The following is a 17005-nucleotide window of genomic DNA, read 5'->3' on the forward strand; positions in this document are numbered from 1 at the left end:
CGAAAAAGCCGGCGCAGCTTGTGGCCGCGCCGGCTTTTCTTGTCTCCTCTTTATATCGCCGCTTATTGCGCTTGTTTCAACTGCTCCAGGATTGCAGGATTTTCGAGTGTTGATACGTCTTGCGTAATCTGCTCGCCCTTGGCCAGCACGCGCAGCAGGCGGCGCATGATCTTGCCGGAGCGGGTCTTCGGCAGGTTGTCGCCAAAACGGATTTCCTTCGGTTTGGCGATCGGGCCGATTTCCTTGGCCACCCAGTTACGCAGTTCGGTTGCGATCTGCTTGGCTTCGTCGCCGGTCGGACGGGAGCGCTTCAGGACCACGAAGGCACAGATCGATTCGCCGGTGGTTTCGTCCGGCTTGCCGACCACAGCAGCTTCTGCCACCAGCGGATTGGCGACCAGCGCGGATTCGATTTCCATCGTGCCCATGCGGTGACCCGAGACGTTGAGCACGTCGTCGATGCGGCCGGTGATGGTGAAATATCCGGTCTTCTCGTTACGCACTGCGCCGTCGCCGGCGAGGTAGGTCTTGCCACCCAGCTCTTCCGGGAAATAGCTCTTCTTGAAGCGCTCCGGATCATTCCAGATGGTACGGATCATCGACGGCCATGGACGCTTGACGACCAGGATGCCACCCTGCCCGTTCGGCAGGTCATGGCCGGTTTCGTCAACGACGGCGGTCATGATGCCCGGCAGCGGCAATGTGCAGGAACCCGGCACCATCGGCGTGACACCCGGCAGCGGGGTGATCATGTGGCCGCCGGTCTCGGTCTGCCAGAAGGTATCGGCGATCGGGCAATTCTCGCGGCCGACGTTCTTGTAGTACCACATCCAGGCTTCCGGATTGATCGGTTCGCCGACGGAGCCGAGCAGGCGCAGCGAAGACAGGTCGTACTTGTTCGGATGCACGTTGGCGTCCGCGTCGGCAGCCTTGATCAGGGAGCGGATTGCGGTCGGCGCAGTGTAGAAAATCGTTGCCTTGTGGCGCTGGATCATTTCCCAGAATCGGCCGGCGTTCGGATAGGTCGGCACGCCTTCGAAGACGATCTGCGTTGCACCCACAGCCAGTGGGCCGTAGGCAATGTAGGTGTGGCCGGTGACCCAGCCGATGTCGGCGGTACACCAGAAGACATCGCTCGGTTTGATGTCGAACGTCCACTTCATCGTGAGCATCGCCCACAGCAGGTAGCCGCCGGACGAATGCTGCACGCCCTTCGGTTTGCCGGTGGAACCGGACGTGTAGAGGATGAACAGCGGGTGCTCGGCGCCAACCCATTCCGGCTCGCAGGTCGTGCCTTGGTTGGCGACGACGTCGTGCATCCAGAGGTCACGGCCGGCGACGAAATTGATATTGCCGCCGGTGCGCTGGTAAATGACGACATTCTTGATCGTGTCGCAACCGCCCATGCCCAGTGCTTCGTCGACGATGGCTTTCAGCGGCAAGTGCTTGCCACCGCGCACTTGTTCGTCGGCAGTAATGACAGCCACGGCGCCGGCGTCGATGATGCGCTCCTGCAGCGACTTGGCGGAGAAGCCACCGAACACTACCGAGTGCGTTGCACCGATACGGGCGCAAGCCTGCATGGCGACGATGCCTTCGATCGACATCGGCATGTACACGACGACGCGGTCGCCTTTCTTGATGCCGAGCGACTTCAGGCCGTTGGCAAACTGGCAAACCCGTGCGTGCAGGTCCTTGTAGCTGATGGAGGTAACCTTGCCGTCATCCGTCTCGAAGATGATCGCAGTCTTGTCGGCGTTGCCGTTGGTGAGGTTGCGGTCGAGGCAGTTGTAGGAGACATTGAGGTCGCCGTCTTCAAACCACTTGTAGAACGGCGCATCCGATTCATTGAGCGTCTTGGTAAAAGGCTTTTTCCACTCGAGGTTTTCCCTTGCCAGCTTGGCCCAGAAACCTTCGTAGTCGCGCTCGGCTTCGGCGCACATCGCCTTGTAGGCTTCCATGCCGGAGATGGTCGCATTCTTCACGAAGTCGGCCGGCGGATTGAAAATGCGGTTTTCCTGTTTGAGGCTATCGGATTCGGACATGGGAGTCTCCTGCATTGGAATGGAATGGGGAAGAAGGTAAGCTGTTTCACTTACTTAAGCCTTACACATGCCTTTTAAACAAGCGGCGCGGCATGGTACGCCGAGCCGCAAATCGTCCCGCCGCGACACGGTCATGGTTGAATTGTTATCGCACCTCCCGCGTGCGCAGATTTGAGAATTGTCACTGCCGTTGCGTTTATTGCATCATCAGAATCCACGCAAACGAAGCGTTCCGCGCGTGTAAAATGGCGGGGTTTTTTTTCTGCATTCAACAGTCCGACGACATGTCATCCAACGAAAAAAGCATCACCACAGCATCCCGTCCCATCCGTCCGTTACCCAACCTGATTTTCATGAGCCGGTGGCTGCAATTGCCACTATATATCGGCCTGATCCTTGCGCAAGGCGTCTATGTGTATCACTTCTGGGTCGAGCTGGTCGACCTGATCGGCGCCGCGCTGGGCAACCAGGCTGCGCTGGAGCACATCATCAACGCCGTCGCAATCGAGGGCGCGGCCAAGCCGACCAAGCTCACCGAAAGCATCATCATGCTGGTGGTACTCGGCCTGATCGACGTCGTGATGATCTCGAACCTGCTGATCATGGTGATCGTTGGCGGTTACGAGACGTTCGTTTCGCGGATGAACCTGGAACATCATCCCGACCAGCCCGAGTGGCTGTCGCACGTGAATGCTTCCGTGCTGAAGGTCAAGCTGGCCACTGCGATCATCGGCATCTCGTCGATCCACTTGCTGAAGACCTTCATCAATGCAAATGCCTATGATTCAAAGACGCTGATCGCGCAGACCGGCATCCATATCACCTTCCTGCTGTCGGCAATGGCCATTGCCGCATGCGACCGCCTGATGGCAGGCCCGCAGGATGCAAAGAATTCCCACTGACCCCTAGCCTAAGCAGACATTCATCATGACCATCATCAAGCAAGAAGACCTTATCGAATCGGTCGCCGCCGCGCTGCAGTACATCAGCTACTACCATCCGGTGGATTACATCCAGCACCTCGCGCGTGCGTACGAGGCCGAGCAGAGCCCGGCAGCAAAGGATGCGATCGCGCAGATCCTGACCAACTCGCGCATGTGCGCCGAAGGCCGCCGCCCGATCTGCCAGGACACCGGCATCGTCAACGTGTTCCTGAAGATCGGCATGGGCGTGCGTTTCGAAGGCTTCAAAGGCTCGATCGAAGACGCAGTCAACGAAGGCGTGCGCCGCGGCTACAACAATCCGGACAACGTGCTGCGCGCTTCCGTCGTTGCCGATCCGCAGTTCGACCGCAAGAACACCAAGGACAACACACCAGCCGTCATCCACATGGAGCTGGTGCCCGGCAACACCGTTGACGTGCAGGTTGCTGCCAAGGGCGGCGGCTCCGAGAACAAGACCAAGTTCGTCATGCTCAACCCGTCCGACTCGCTGGTTGACTGGGTGCTGAAGACCGTGCCGACGATGGGCGCAGGCTGGTGCCCGCCGGGCATGCTCGGCATCGGTATCGGCGGCACCGCCGAGAAGGCAATGCTGATGGCGAAGCAATCGTTGATGGACGACATCGACATGTACGAACTGAAGAAGCGCGGCCCGCAGAACAAGCTGGAAGAGCTGCGTATCGAACTGTGCGACAAGGTCAACGCACTCGGTATCGGTGCACAAGGCCTTGGCGGCCTGACCACCGTGCTCGACGTAAAGATCAACATGTATCCGACGCACGCCGCCTCCAAACCGGTCGCGATGATCCCGAACTGCGCCGCCACCCGCCATGCGCACTTCGTGCTCGACGGCTCCGGTCCGGCCTACATCGAGCCGCCGTCACTGTCTGAGTGGCCGAACGTGAGCTGGACGCCGGATACCGAGAAGTCCAAGCGCATTGATCTCAACACCCTGACGAAGGAAGAAGTTGCATCCTGGAAGCCGGGCCAGACCCTGCTGCTGAACGGCAAGATGTTGACCGGCCGTGATGCCGCACACAAGCGCATCCAGGACATGCTGGCCAAGGGCGAGCAACTCCCGGTCGACTTCACCAACCGCGTGATCTACTACGTCGGCCCGGTTGATCCGGTGCGTGACGAAGTTGTCGGCCCGGCAGGCCCGACGACTGCCACCCGCATGGACAAGTTCACCGACATGATGCTCGAGAAGACCGGCCTGATTTCCATGGTCGGCAAGGCCGAGCGTGGCCCGGTTGCCATCGAGTCAATCAAGAAGCACAAGTCGGCTTACCTGATGGCCGTCGGCGGCGCCGCTTACCTGGTGTCCAAGGCGATCAAGTCGGCGAAGGTCGTCGGCTTTGCCGACCTCGGCATGGAAGCGATCTACGAGTTCGAGGTCAAGGACATGCCCGTTACGGTTGCTGTCGACTCCAACGGCATCTCGGTGCATAACACCGGCCCGCAGGAATGGGCCGAGCGTATCGCCTCCGGCAAGCTGCTCGACGTGGCAGTGACCAGCGCTTAAGTGACGTGCAACAGCGGTAATCAAGCGCGAAATTCAAGCGCGATTTCGCTGGTGTAATGCAGAACGGGCCGCAACGCGGCCCGTTTTTTTATTGCACTCCACCGCTTCCCGTGCCCACCTTCCGTCTACATACCCGACACAGGCAAGCCGTTGCACCAGTGTAAAATTGCGGCTTGATCCGTTGCATCCTCGCCGCCAAGCGCGCATTGAGGAACACATTCATCCGAGGACAATGCCCTCCCCCATGTCAGACCATCCCATCGGCGTTTTCGATTCCGGCATCGGCGGATTGTCGGTCCTGAAATACATCCATGCCTGCCTGCCAAATGAGCAACTGTTGTACTTCGCCGATTCCGGCTATGCGCCCTATGGTGGCAAGCCGGAAAGCGAAATCGTGGCACGTTCGCTTGCCATCGCGGGCTTCCTGACCCAGCACGGTGCGAAGGCATTGGTCGTCGCCTGCAATACGGCCACCGCAGCAGCGATCAAGGCATTGCGCGCACAGTATCCCGAGCTGCCGGTCGTCGGCGTGGAGCCCGGCCTCAAACCTGCCGCAGCGCTCACCGCAAGCGGCGTCGTCGGTGTACTCGCCACCCAGCGCACACTGGCAAGCGAAAAATTCAATCTGCTGCGCGAACAGATCAGTACAACGACCAGCGTCCGATTCCTGCCCCAACCATGTATCGGCCTTGCCGACCAGGTCGAAAAGGGCGAACTCCAGTCTGCCGAAACCGCCGTGCTCGTACGTAAATACCTCGAACCTCTCGTCGAACAAGGTGTGGACACGCTGGTCCTGGGTTGTACACACTATCCGTTCGTACGTCCCCTCATCGAAGAAATTGCAGCGCAGCTCACCTCCCGGCCGATCACGATCGTCGACACCGGAGAACCGGTCGCGCGCCAGCTGGCCCGCCTGCTGACCGAGCGCGGGCTGCTCCGCAAACAAGGTCCGGGGACGGTCGCCGGCTTCACCACCGGCAGCGACACCGCACTGCGCACTGCATTTTCCCGGCTGCTGGCCCTGGATCCGCCGGTTTCAACGCTCGCAAGCGGTGCCTGACAGAATGCATTTGCCAGTTCACAGTTAAGTTTGTATAATTACGGGCTTGCCTGATGTCACATCCGGCAAGCCGTTTCAGTGGTGGCCGTAGCTCAGTTGGTAGAGTCCAGGATTGTGATTCCTGTCGTCGTGGGTTCGAGTCCCATCGGCCACCCCAAGACATTCATTTAAAAAGCCCAGTTCAACAGGACTGGGCTTTTTTCTTTTCCGTGACCCGTCCTGAAATGCGTTGACACTTTTTTGGAGGTGTCAAATGGACAGAGGGATCAAGCGTACGCAGCGGGACTACGCGCTGGCTTTTAAGTTGGCGGTAGTTGACGAGGTGGAAAAAGGCGAGCTGACGTACAAGCAGGCGCAGCGGCGGTACGGAATTCAAGGCCGCTCGACCGTGACCCGTCCTGACTGACCAGTCAGGCGCCGTTCAATATAGATAGGCGCCCCTCCTTCGTCCCTCCTCTGCTTCAACGCTACACCCTTCTCACTTGCGAACACTCGTTCGCGAAAACGCATTTCATTCGCACCGTTGATCCATCGTCTCGTCGGCCGATGGGATCGATCAGTCAACGAACAAAGAAATATTGATCGGTAAGCGCGGAGTAAGACAGCGCGCATATCCTAGCCTCACTAAAAATTACATTCCCCCTCAAATCTAGGACGCGAAAAAATGGAAGACGACGTTGTTCATAAAATCAAATCCAATCCGAAATACCAGAAGCTGGTTGCCACTCGTTCCTCTTACGGATGGATGCTGACGCTGGTGATGATGATTGCGTATTACGGCTACATCCTGCTGGTGGCATTCAACAAGGAGCTGCTGGGCGCGAAGGTTGGCGCAGGCGTGACGACCTGGGGCATTCCGATCGGCCTGTTCGTGATCGTGTTCACGGTCGTCATTACCGGAATCTACGTGCGTCGTGCGAATGGCGAGTTCGACGAGCTCACCGCCGAGATCCGCAAGGAGGTGATGTAATGCGGGCCCTCAAGCACACTCTTTCCGCCCTGGCTCTGCTTGCAGCCGCAGGTGCTGCATACGCAGCAGGCGCCGACCTCGGCCAGGCTGAAAAGCAGGCGACGAACTGGACTGCAATCTCCATGTTCGGCGTGTTCGTGATCTTCACGCTGTTCATTACCAAGTGGGCTGCGGCAAAGACGAAATCTGCAGCCGACTTCTATACGGCGGGCGGTGGCATCACCGGCTTTCAGAACGGTCTCGCAATTGCCGGCGACTACATGTCGGCCGCGTCCTTCCTCGGCATTTCCGCTGCAGTGTTCCTGAACGGTTATGACGGCCTGATTTATTCGATCGGCTTTCTCGTCGGCTGGCCGGTGATCACCTTCCTGATGGCGGAACGCCTGCGTAACCTCGGCCGCTTCACGTTTGCGGACGTTGCTGCATACCGCTTCTCGCAGACGCCAATCCGTGCGTTTGCTGCTTCGGGCACGCTGGTCGTGGTGGCGTTCTACCTGATCGCACAGATGGTCGGTGCAGGCCAGCTGATCAAGCTGCTGTTCGGCCTGGAATACTGGATTGCGGTTGTCCTGGTCGGCACGCTGATGATGGTGTACGTGCTGTTCGGAGGTATGACGGCGACGACCTGGGTGCAAATCATCAAGGCGATCCTGCTGCTGTCCGGCGCTTCCTTCATGGCCTTCGTCGTGATGGCGCAGTTCAACTTCAGCCCGGAAGCGCTGTTTGCGAAGTCGGTCGAAATCCATGAGAAGGGCGAGTCCATCATGAGCCCGGGCACCTTCATCAAGGATCCGATCTCTGCCGTGTCGTTCGGCATGGCGCTGATGTTCGGTACCGCCGGCCTGCCGCACATCCTGATGCGCTTCTTCACCGTCCCGAGCGCAAAGGAAGCACGCAAGTCCGTGTTCTGGGCAACGACATGGATCGCTTACTTCTACATCCTGACCTTCATCATCGGTTTTGGCGCGATCGTTCTGGTCAGCACGAATCCGGAATTCAAGGATGCAGCGGGCAAGCTCCTCGGCGGTAACAACATGGCCGCTATCCACCTCGCGACCGCTGTCGGCGGCAACGTCTTCCTCGGCTTCATCTCCGCCGTTGCGTTCGCCACGATTCTCGCTGTGGTGGCAGGTTTGACGCTGTCCGGTGCTTCGGCTGTGTCGCATGACCTGTATGCAACCGTCATCAAGAAAGGCCAGGCCACCAGCGAAAACGAACTGCGTGTTTCCCGTGCGACGACCATCGTCCTCGGCATCATCGCTGTGGTGCTGGGCATCGTGTTCGAAAAGCAGAACATCGCGTTCATGGTGTCGCTGGCATTCGCGATCGCTGCCTCGGCCAACTTCCCGGTACTGTTCATGTCGGTATTGTGGAAAGGCTGCACGACACGCGGCGCGACGCTCGGCGGCTTCCTCGGCCTGATCACGGCCGTCGGTCTGACCGTGGTATCGAAGTCCGTATGGGTTGACGTGTTCGGCTACAAGGAAGCGATCTTCCCGTACACGTCGCCTGCCCTGTTCTCGATGACCGCAGGCTTCGTCGGTATCTGGCTGTTCTCGATCCTCGACAACAGCGAGCGGGCCCGCCAGGACCAGCTGGGTTACGAAGCGCAGAAGGTGCGCTCCGAAACCGGCATTGGTGCGGCCGCCGCGTCCGGTCACTAATCATGTTTGACCGAAAAAGCCCCGGGGAGCGATTCCCGGGGCTTTTTTCATGGGGCGCCGGGAGAGGCAACGCATCCCGATGTTTATCGAAAGACTTGATTCACCGAATGCCGAATGATTCGTAAAGTATTTAGCAGGTACCGCTTCTGGTTGATTCTGGCGCTCCTGTTCGCCACGCAGGTGGCGATTGTCGGCGCATTCTTCCTCGCCGTCCGCATCGATCTCGACGCGCCGCAGCGCGCGCTGCTCGATCAGCTGCTGTCGCAGCGCATCGGGCTGTTCGCGCTTCTTTCGCTGATGCTGATTACGGCTCAAGGCACGGCACTCAAGTTCCTGATCGACCGTTATCTCGATCCGATGGCGCGCCTCGCCGAAGAAGCCATTCTGCTCACAAGCAACCCTGCTCACCGCATCGCGCCGGAAGGCGCACGAGAAGTACGCGAGCTGGGCATGAAACTCAATAAAGTCGCCGCCACGCTGCAGCAGCTGCATGAGGATGTCGAGACAAAGATCGACAATGCACACCGCGCGCTGGCGGAAGAAAAGAACCGTCTCGCCGCGCTGATGTCGGAGCTGGCGCAGAGCGTTTTGGTGTGCAACATCGAAGGCACGATCCTTCTCTACAACACGCGCGCACGACAGTTGCTCGATGCCGGACAGGGCAATGGCTCGAGCGGATCGGTCGTCGGCCTCGGCAGGTCGCTGTTTGCCGTGCTCGACCGCAGCCTGATCATTCATGCACTGGAGCAGATCCAGTACCAGATGCAGTACCCGACCGACAATGCCAATGCGGTGGCCGGCTTTGTTACTACCCTTGGGCAGGGCCAGATCGTTCGGGCGCAAATGGCGCCTGTCCTCGATAGTTTTCGCATGCTGAACGGCTTCGTGCTGACGCTTGAGGACATCACGCGGGCCGTCGAGGCAGACAAACAGCGCGACGCGCTTCAACAGCTGCTGGCGCATGACGTCAGTACAACGCTGGACAATGTGTTCGGCATTGCCGAGAACATGCAGGACTTTCCTGACATGATTGAAGAAGAGCGGCAACAGTGCATTGCCGCCATCATCGACGAATCGAAGCGTCTCGCGCGACGCATTGAAATCACCGCGCATCAGAATGCCAGCGACATGATCCGTCGATGGCATCAGGAAGAAATGCGCGGCAAGGATCTTCTGTCGCTGCTCAAGCGCCGGATCGACGCGGTCGACTTCGCCGACGATGCGCAGGACGAAGTCGATGGCGACCTTTGGGTAAAAGTCGACAGCTATGCGTTCATTGCGGCACTCTCCCACTTGGTCCATCGGCTGATAGAGGGGCAACACGCAGACGTGCTCGGGCTGAGGCTGATGCGCGATGGCGGCCAGGCGTATCTCGAACTGCGCTGGCATGGCTCTGCGCTTCCTGCCAGCGCGCTGCGCCTGTGGGAAACCGAGCCGCTTCCGCTGGCCTTCGGGAAGGAGAGCCGGACGATGTCTTCCGTATTCGGGAGCAAGGACGGTGAAGCAACGTACGTATTTGATGCGCCGAATGCGAGGTCAAGTTACCGCGTCCCACTGCCGCTTGCGGAGCCGCGCGCACCGCTCAACCTGGCGGTCAAGCCGCGCGGACGGCCTGAATTCTACGACTTTGATCTGTTCCGCCAGGCCTCCTGGGAAACCGCGCTGGATGAGCGTCCCCTTGCCCAGCTCAGCTTCACCGTCTTCGATACCGAGACCACAGGCCTGAACCCGTCCGGCGGCGACGAAATCATCTCCATCGGCGCGCTGCGCATCGTCAATGGCCGCCTGCTGGCGCAGGAAAGCTTCGACCAGCTGGTGCAACCCGGCATGCTGGTGAGCCCCGAGTCGACCGCCGTCCATGGCATCACAGATGCGATGCTCAAAGGCCGTCCGCGCATCGAAAAAGTGCTACCGCAGTTCCATCGCTTTGCGCAGGACACCGTGCTTATCGCCCATAACGCCGCGTTCGACATGAAGTTCCTGCAGATGAAGGAAGCGCAGACCGGCGTGCGTTTCAGCCAGCCCGTGCTCGACACGCTGCTGCTGTCCCAGGTTGTTCATCCGCATCAGAAGGACCACTCGCTGGATGCAATCGCGCAGCGTTTCGGCGTCGATGTCGTCGGCCGCCACACTGCGCTGGGCGACACCTTGGTTACGGGTGAAGTGTTCCTGAAGATGCTGCCCTTGCTTGCCGAGAAAGGCATCTTTACCCTGAAGCAGGCACGCGAAGCGGTACAGCAGACAGCGTACGCACGCCTTCGCTATTGAGTGAAGAGCTTCCTCTCTATGCACGAGACAATCAAATTGTGGCCGGACTCCCTGTTGAATCCGGACTCGCCGGCAGGGCGCCTGTTCAGCATGGCGTTGCAGCAGGCGCTTTCCAGCATCTCTGCGGCGAACGAGATTGCCAGCCTGCGGCGTTCGGCTGACGAAATCCAGACACTCGTCCATCATCTTGTCGAAGAAGTGCAGGCCGCCGAGCCGATGACGCAGCTGATTTCGATGCTGAACGATTTGCTGACGCGCCGCGTGATCGAAGTCGTTTCCGCGGATGCGGCAATGAGCGGCGTGAACTGGTGCTGGATTTCCCTGGGCAGTGAAGGCCGACAGGAACAAACCCTGTCCAGCGATCAGGACAACGGCATTATCTTCACCTCCGAACTTGCGCCCGATACTGTCCGTACGTTGCTTTTACCGCTGGCAGGACGCATCAACGACGCACTGGATACCTGCGGCTTTCCTTTATGCACCGGACAAGTCATGGCCAGCAATCCGCAATGGTGTCTCAGCCTGATGGAATGGAAGGAGCGCTTTCGCAACTGGATTATCGAGGGCGATCCGCAGGCATTGCTCAACGCAAGCATCTTCTTTGACTTGCGTCCCTTGCACGGTGCCCACGAACTGGCCGAAGAACTGACAGACTGGCTTGCGCGGGAAGCGTCGACGAACAGCCGCTTCCTGTTTCAGATGGCGGCCAATGCGTTACAGCGGCCGGTGCCGCTTGGCTTTTTCGGCAGGATCAATGTCGAGAAAGAAGGCGCGCAAAGCGGCACGATCGACCTCAAGCTCAATGCTGCCACCCTTTTCATCGATGCGGCCCGCATTTACGGCCTCGCGTGCGGCGCCCATGAAAGCAACACGGCGGAGCGCTTTCGCCTTGCCATCAAGGCACACCGGTTACACCCCGGTGACGTGGAACAGTGGATCAAGGCGTTCTACTTTATCCAGCAGCTTCGCCTGAAAAACCAGCAGCAGAGCTATCGCCATGGCCAGAAAATGCACAACCTCGTCGAGCCGGCAAAGCTGTCGCGCGCTGATCGCTCCAGCCTGATTGACGCACTTCGAAAAGCAAAGGCATTGCAGCACCGGCTGGCCCTCGACTACCCGGGCAGCGCCAACATCTATTGAAGCCGCCACGAGCAAAAGACGCGCTCACAAGGTGAACTGCTGCGTGCAGTCCAATGCCCTTTTCAACGCTTCTTCGTGAAAACGAAAAAGCCCGACCTTGGTCGGGCTTTCGTCCTTGCTGCGGCTCCTCGCACCGAAGTTAACGGTACGGCTCGTTCGCCGGCTTCCGGATCAGCGGGGTGGTATCGAAAGGCTCTTCAGTCGACACCTCGACCCTGAGTTCGCCGACCGAAACAACTTGACCTCTTGGTGAGTTCTGTCCGTCAACGCGTACAAGCGAAACAGTAAGCTCCCGCGGTGCACCGGATACCGCCCGCGCCACAGTTTCGGTCGCCGGGAACCTTAACGTCGCTCCGTTGCCGTGATGGGAAGCTGACGCTATCTCAAATGGACCAACCGTGCCTAGCAGGTACTTCTCCTGTGCGGCCGCTCCGGCACTCCCCTCCGGCATATTGAGATATAGCTTGTAGAAGTACCCCCCCAGCCTGCCGGCACCGAGGAGACGGACATCATCGAGCACGATCTGCGCCGATTTGTACTGCAGGCTGCCTCCGCCTGCAGCGATACCCTGGAGTGATTGAGCGTCGGCGGCCTGCAGAGGGACACGCACACTGACTGACCTCTCCGACAGGGCAATGCCTCGTGCTCCGCCCAGCGAGCGCCGGTTTGCACCTATCGGCCGCGCAGGTATGGCGGGGAAGTCACCAGCTGCCGGGCGGCCCACACCGTTCCCGCCTCCCTGCTGCGCCTGTACCCGCATAATCCGGCCGGCATCTGCTTGTGGTGGAAGAGATGACGGCGGCGTGACGTCCGCATAGTCTGTCCCGACGCGGTTGGGGTGGTAACACTGCGACCGCCGTATTGTGAGATTCGGCCCGTAAGTAAAACTTCCGGTCCAATAAGGCGAGTTCACCCATGGAATACCTTTTCCGTCTGGCATTGCCCATGCATGCCAGAGACGATCGATATTTGCATGATGCAGGTAGAAGATCGGGTCCATCGGTGACTCCAGCGTTGTCATGACGCCGCCGATGATGTTGTGCACAGGATTGTGCGGCCGTGATTCGATCTGAGGCTCGAAGGCGTTAGATCGCCCCCTTTCGAAATTCCATACCGTTGGACCAAACGGAGCTAGCGACAGGGCATTGTAGACATTCGTGTTAACTCGTCGCACATACAATGGATTGCCGCTTGCCGGATCCGTAAATTCCGGCGGAATGGTTGGATACCTATAATAGTCCCAATAGGGAAGCACAAGATTGCTGTTCCCCGAAACGATACGAAGCTGTTCCTCGAAATAGAAAAGATACCCTCGATGCCATGCAAGGAAGTACGCAACGTCGTGGGGGCAGTAATTGATGTGGGAATTGCTCCAGTACCGAAGGCTCGACCTGTCGTTCCCATTGGTGTTGGCACGCATAATGCGGATCGCATCAATGAAGGACGAGTAGTTTGGGCTTGCCCTGAACTCCCGCCACTCGGGGCGGAAACGAATGGTAGTTTGGGAAAAGGCGAAGGGAGCAGGAATCGACGAAACAGCTAACGCAGACAGGGACGTTTTAACAAAGTCCCGCCTGTTAATTCTTTTTGCAGACATGAGTACTCCTGAGACGTTAGATAGCTCCGGAGGAGGTATAAAAATTATTTTTGCTATTTATATACCTCTGAATAGTACCCACGACGCAATATCTGCAAGGGTTTTGCGAAAAATAAAAGAGATTTCCATGCATCATATGCGGCTAGCTCATCGTAGGCGTAATGCCCAACTTCACGTCCCTCCATCGTCTCCTTCCGCTACCCTCGTCCATTCCAAGTTTCGTCGAGCATCCAAAGGCCTTCAGCAAGTTGAATGACATCGGCATCAACTCGCCTTGAAGTAAAACGCGCCCTCTGCTTTTTTCATCCCTCCGGACGCCGCCGCCTCTCCTTGCTGTCCGGGCGATGCGATTGCCAGGTCCAGCGCCACGGTTCCCTGCTGAAGCTGCTTGGGCGAGCGGCCAAACCATCGTTTGCATGCGCGACAAAAAGCGCTCGGATCAGAAAAGCCCAGCTGGAAGCTGAGTTTCTTGAGCGACAGTTCGCCCTTGCTCAGGTACTGCTGCGCCATCTCGCGACGGGTGTCATCTACCAGTTTGGTGAAATTGGTCCCTTCTTCTGAAAGCCTGCGTTGAAGCGTACGCTCGCTGACCATCAGTTGCTTTGCGACCTGTTCACGCTGCGGCTCACCCTTCGCAAGCATGCTGGCCAGCAGACATTGCACCTTTGCACTGAAGCTGGTGCTGGGACGCTGGGTCTGCTCCAGCTTGGCCAGCATCCGTAGCGTCCAGTTGCGCTGCGACTGGGCGAGATCCGCAAGCATGCGCAATGCCCAGTCCGCTGCCATCGGATTTGCCGTCTGAATCGGCGATACCAGGTCGGCGTCGGCGAATTCCATGGTGTTGTCCGTCATGCCGAACAACACTTCACATCCAAATGCCTCCCTGTACGCCTGATCCTTCTCGGGCTTCGGGAATGCGAACGTGACCAGCACAGGTTTCAGATCCGGGCGGTTGGCCGCCTCGCGCAATGTACGCAGCACAAGGCACCACACGAAGTCGTAATGCTGCTGCGGCACGCGGCGTTGGCCACCGGGCAAGTGAAGCGCAACGCGTGTCCGGTCGCCAGATCGCTCCAGCGTGCTGTTCACCGCAGGCGATACCAGCGGTGTGTAGCGGACAAGGTTTTCGATGGCAGTCTTGACGTCCGGCGAGGCCCGCATGATGTGCCCCATCAGGCCAGACTTGTCCAAGGGCTGCGGAGAAGCCACTTTCAGTCCCAGCAAAGGATCGCCCGAGGCTTGCGTGACCACTTCCCATAAATGACTGAGCTTGTCCGACAGCGTCAATGCGTCGTCCGCAATGCAGTCGCTTTCGTCCAGACCGACTTGTCTGGACAGCGAGTCCATGTCAAATCCAAAATTCGCGAGACGGGCTTTGATGCCACGTACCAAATCGATCGCCGACGAATATGTCATGTTTTCCTCTCGATGAACGTGCATTTGTCATGCATGGAGGGCATAACGCCCATCCTGCGATGACACGACTGAAGACATAGCTAACGACATATCAGGGAGTGACAGCGGTGCGCAGGCGCATACCGATGCGCTGTGTCAGGCCTTCCATCTTGGGATCAATCGTGGCCCGGGTGTCGCTCGCGATCTTTTCTCCCAACGATTTCTGAATATCCGGAACGATTGCTTCAAACTTCTTCTTTACCGGCGACTCCAGCATCGCAATAATCTGACGCAGTTCATCCTCCGTAAAGCGTTCCGCCAACAAGGGAATGACCGTTGCGGGAATATGCTTCTGTGCACTGCCCTTCACGATCGGCGCTGCTTCATCCAGGAACTTCTTCGCATCTTCGGCAATATCACGCAAGGCGGCTTCATGTCGCTCTGCAGGTGCACGGGCCTGCAGCGTGACGCGCGCCTGGCCCATGGCTTTTGCCACTGGCTCCTGCAGCATCGACACGCCCAGGTTTTCAATATGCATCAGCTCCACGATCTTGTTGGCGAGCTCTTTCTTTGCCGGCGATGCCGCGGCTTGGCCGGATTGCGCGGGCGGCGCTGCGTGGGCGTTTGCAACAGTGACAGCAGCGAGCAGGAAACCAGCAATGGATGATTTGATCATCGGAATACTCCTTTAAAGTCAATCAAGGCACATCAGACGTTTGATACCCTTCCCGGAACTCAATCGCCTAAAACGGCTTGTTGTATGAGATTCCGAGATACCGCACACGAATGCCGCCGGAAACGTCCAAGCCGGCGTACGGGTTGTACACAATGTTGAACAGGTTGTCGCAGTTCATATTGCAGCTGGACCTGGCCGGGACCTTGTAATCGCCAGTCATGTAGCTCGCGGCCACGCTGATATCTGCGCCACCATCGAGTTTGTAGTTGAAGCCGAAGCTGTAAATCTTCGTGTCGGGCAATGGCGCAATGAGGTCAATCTTGTCCTTCGGGATCGAGCTCTTGCGGGGTTCATAACCGAAGCGCAAAGCCAGCTTGTCGGTCACCTGTGTCTGCAGACCGAAACCCCAATGGAGAACCTTGCGATAACCACGCGGCATTACCAGCTTGGTCGAATCTGCGATGCCGAACAGTCGGGCCATTTCGAGCAGCTTGATGCTCTGGTCGAATTCCAACGTCATGACATCCCAGCGCCCCCAATCCTGGTAATTGGCGTCGACGTTAAACTGCAGATAGCTCACCGGCTTGAACTTGACGCCCACCTGATAGCGGTGCGGGAAGGGAATCGTCGCCGTCATGTTCCCGCTTTGCACTTCCGGGATGGACTGAGGCATGCCCAGGATGGCGCCGACGATCGGGCCGAGCAAACTTGAATTAAGGCCTTGCACAAATGAGCGCAGCATCGGCTCGGTCGTGAACTTGTACTTGCCGCTGTACTTCGTTTTTGAACCGCCCTGGTAGGCGAAACCGAAGCCGAGCCAATCAACCGGCTCCCACAGGATACCGAGGTTGATCGTGGGATCGACCGGGGCGGTCATGCTGAAGTTGAAGTTTGCCGCCTTGTTGAAAGGGTTGATTCTGCCCGCCGCCCCGCCGCCGCACAGGCCAACGGTAAACGTATCCAGAATGTTGCCGCCGTTATCCGGGCACCATCCCTCCTGGATCTTGCCGACGATGCCCAGCAAGGGGTTCGGCATCCGCATGTCGGTATCCATCACCATGGAGGCATGCGCAATCGGCACGGCAGCACCGACACTCAGCGTATCGGACACTTTGAACCCGACCGCCGGAGACGCATAGACGAGACGCTGGATATTGACGAGCTTGCCGGCAAAGCGGCCAGGATCATTCGGGTCAGTGCTGCGGTCCACGCTCATTGCCATCGTCGGATAAACCGACGTGCCGAATGTGAACGGTGAATCAGGTTTGTTGAAGGCGAAGCCCAGCGTGGCCAATGCAACGGCCGGAAGCCGCCAGCCCGGCATGCCATACGCCGGAATGAAGACTTTCTGGCGCACCGGACCGGTACTCGTGCCGTTCAAGGGATCGTCATGCCAGCCGCCGATGCCGAAATTATCACCTTGCTTGAACGAGGAATGCGTTCGGATCGAAGCAAACGTGAAATTATGGGACTCGAGGTTGCCCTTGATCCGTGCCAATCCTGCCGGATTGAAGTGGATCGAGTTCACGCCCGGCGGATCTGCAGTGACTGCATTCCCCAGCGACATTGCGGTCGGGTCAACGGCAATGTTATCGGTCAAAGCCGCCCAAGCCGCCGGGTGGACGCCGGCAGCACACACAGAGAATACGGCCGCCAGCAGACCGACTTTCGGCCATCGGTGCCTTGCACGTCCCATCGAGCAAAATTCCATGGCGGCCCCTTCC

General features: G+C 58.5%; 12 protein-coding genes, 1 tRNA gene and 1 pseudogene. 9 read left to right on the forward strand and 5 right to left on the reverse strand.

Features of this window, described 5'->3' with window-relative positions; genetic code table 11:
- Positions 1 to 62 precede the first annotated feature (62 nt).
- Entirely contained in the window at positions 63 to 2045 is a 1983-nt protein-coding gene (gene acs / locus ACYVIA_RS15850; RefSeq protein ID WP_460842437.1) for an acetate--CoA ligase, read from the reverse strand.
- A 284-nt stretch (positions 2046 to 2329) separates the two neighbouring features.
- Between acs and ACYVIA_RS15855 the strand changes: the two genes are divergently transcribed.
- From ACYVIA_RS15855 to ACYVIA_RS15895, 9 genes and pseudogenes are all read left to right on the forward strand, one after another.
- Positions 2330 to 2947, forward strand: coding sequence for a YqhA family protein (locus tag ACYVIA_RS15855; protein WP_460842438.1), 618 nt, complete (start codon positions 2330 to 2332; stop codon positions 2945 to 2947).
- A 25-nt stretch (positions 2948 to 2972) separates the two neighbouring features.
- A complete protein-coding gene (locus ACYVIA_RS15860; RefSeq protein ID WP_460842440.1) occupies positions 2973 to 4511 on the forward strand; it encodes a fumarate hydratase in 1539 nt (512 codons plus the stop codon).
- A 244-nt stretch (positions 4512 to 4755) separates the two neighbouring features.
- Positions 4756 to 5571: a glutamate racemase gene (gene murI, locus ACYVIA_RS15865; protein WP_460842441.1), complete on the forward strand. Its 816-nt coding sequence runs from the start codon at positions 4756 to 4758 to the stop codon at positions 5569 to 5571.
- Between the two features lie 81 nt (positions 5572 to 5652).
- Positions 5653 to 5728: transfer RNA gene (locus ACYVIA_RS15870), tRNA-His, on the forward strand.
- 96 nt (positions 5729 to 5824) lie between these two features.
- A pseudogene (locus ACYVIA_RS15875) lies at positions 5825 to 5962 on the forward strand (IS3 family transposase); the annotation flags it as partial.
- Positions 5963 to 6235: 273 nt separating this feature from the next.
- Positions 6236 to 6541 carry a DUF485 domain-containing protein gene (locus ACYVIA_RS15880; protein WP_460842443.1) on the forward strand — a complete coding sequence of 102 codons (306 nt, stop codon included), beginning with the start codon at positions 6236 to 6238 and terminating at the stop codon, positions 6539 to 6541.
- Complete coding sequence (locus ACYVIA_RS15885) at positions 6541 to 8205, forward strand: cation acetate symporter (RefSeq protein ID WP_460842445.1); 1665 nt, start codon at positions 6541 to 6543, stop codon at positions 8203 to 8205. Before ACYVIA_RS15880 ends, ACYVIA_RS15885 begins: the two co-directional genes overlap by 1 nt.
- A 114-nt stretch (positions 8206 to 8319) precedes the next feature.
- The gene (locus tag ACYVIA_RS15890) at positions 8320 to 10473 is read left to right on the forward strand and encodes a 3'-5' exonuclease (protein WP_460842446.1); all 2154 of its coding nucleotides are present in this window, start codon (positions 8320 to 8322) and stop codon (positions 10471 to 10473) included.
- Between the two features lie 18 nt (positions 10474 to 10491).
- Positions 10492 to 11613 (forward strand): DUF294 nucleotidyltransferase-like domain-containing protein, encoded by a 1122-nt coding sequence (locus ACYVIA_RS15895; protein ID WP_460842448.1) that lies wholly within the window; start codon positions 10492 to 10494, stop codon positions 11611 to 11613.
- Between the two features lie 139 nt (positions 11614 to 11752).
- Here the strand turns inward: ACYVIA_RS15895 and ACYVIA_RS15900 are convergent, their stop codons facing one another.
- From ACYVIA_RS15900 to ACYVIA_RS15915, 4 genes are all read right to left on the reverse strand, one after another.
- The gene (locus tag ACYVIA_RS15900; protein WP_460842449.1) at positions 11753 to 13210 is read right to left on the reverse strand and encodes a tyrosinase family protein; all 1458 of its coding nucleotides are present in this window, start codon (positions 13208 to 13210) and stop codon (positions 11753 to 11755) included.
- A 264-nt stretch (positions 13211 to 13474) separates the two neighbouring features.
- Entirely contained in the window at positions 13475 to 14557 is a 1083-nt protein-coding gene (locus tag ACYVIA_RS15905) for an AraC family transcriptional regulator (protein ID WP_460842451.1), read from the reverse strand.
- Between the two features lie 160 nt (positions 14558 to 14717).
- Complete coding sequence (locus ACYVIA_RS15910) at positions 14718 to 15281, reverse strand: DUF2059 domain-containing protein (protein WP_460842453.1); 564 nt, start codon at positions 15279 to 15281, stop codon at positions 14718 to 14720.
- 67 nt (positions 15282 to 15348) lie between these two features.
- Entirely contained in the window at positions 15349 to 16992 is a 1644-nt protein-coding gene (locus ACYVIA_RS15915; RefSeq protein WP_460842456.1) for an OmpP1/FadL family transporter, read from the reverse strand.
- Positions 16993 to 17005 lie beyond the last annotated feature (13 nt).

Source organism: Noviherbaspirillum agri, from assembly GCF_054780595.1.